This window comes from Desulfurellaceae bacterium, assembly GCA_021296095.1.
Taxonomy (GTDB): Bacteria; Desulfobacterota; Binatia; order Bin18; family Bin18; genus JAAXHF01.
This window is the reverse complement of the sequence record JAGWBB010000056.1, coordinates 16,984-17,647: the sequence shown is the minus strand read 5'-3', so window position 1 is coordinate 17,647 and position 664 is coordinate 16,984. Positions and strand designations below refer to the sequence as shown.

The window sequence follows — 664 nt, the reverse complement described above, 5'->3', positions numbered from 1 at the left end:
ACCTGATCGCCACGGTTTCTCCCGGCTCGCTGCGGGAAACAAAGCGGCAGATCTATACCGATCTGCACCGCGACGCGAAATCGGCCGTTGACAACGCTGGCAGCCTGATTCGAGACATGACTACCCAGGCCGACTATGCCGAAGGGGTGGCGGCTTTTGTGGAAAAGCGACCGCCGCGCTGGTCCGGCTCCTGAGACCGACCCGGACGGCCGGAGAGCCGGAGGCGGGCCTAATCCTGCTTGGGTGCCTCGCTGCCCGGCCCCGCCGACCGGGGCAGCGGCGCCTGCGACACCGCTGCCGATACGGTCTCGGCCCGCTCGCTCATCTCCATCGACACCCACACCACCGCCGCGCTCAAGGCTACGGTCAGGATGGTGAACAGCTGTACGCGCTTGATCAGACCGGGTAGCTTTGTTGGATCAAAGGTCTCGCCCCGCAGTTCGGTGCGAACCAGGCGATGCCCCATGCCAATCGTGGCCGACGTACTGATCAGAATCAGAACAAAGACGAGCAGCAGCTTCAGACCCAGCACGCCGCCCAGCAGGGTAAAGAATTGCGGGCCGAGTTGCTGCTTATACGCGGTCAGGTTGAACGCTCCGGTCATGATAATCAGACCCAGCGCACCGATGCTGAGCGGGTTGTAGGTTTTCAGTCCCTGGGCCAG

2 protein-coding genes are annotated in these 664 nt (G+C 63.3%); one reads left to right on the top strand and one right to left on the bottom strand.

Annotated elements, in window-relative coordinates; all coding sequences use genetic code 11:
* On the top strand, window positions 1–194 hold a 194-nt coding region (locus J4F42_14000; GenBank protein MCE2486624.1), incomplete at its 5' end, for a hypothetical protein.
* A 35-nt stretch (window positions 195–229) separates the two neighbouring features.
* Here the strand turns inward: J4F42_14000 and J4F42_13995 are convergent.
* Window positions 230–664, bottom strand: a 435-nt coding sequence (locus J4F42_13995; protein ID MCE2486623.1) for a hypothetical protein, incomplete at its 5' end; no start/stop codon positions are given.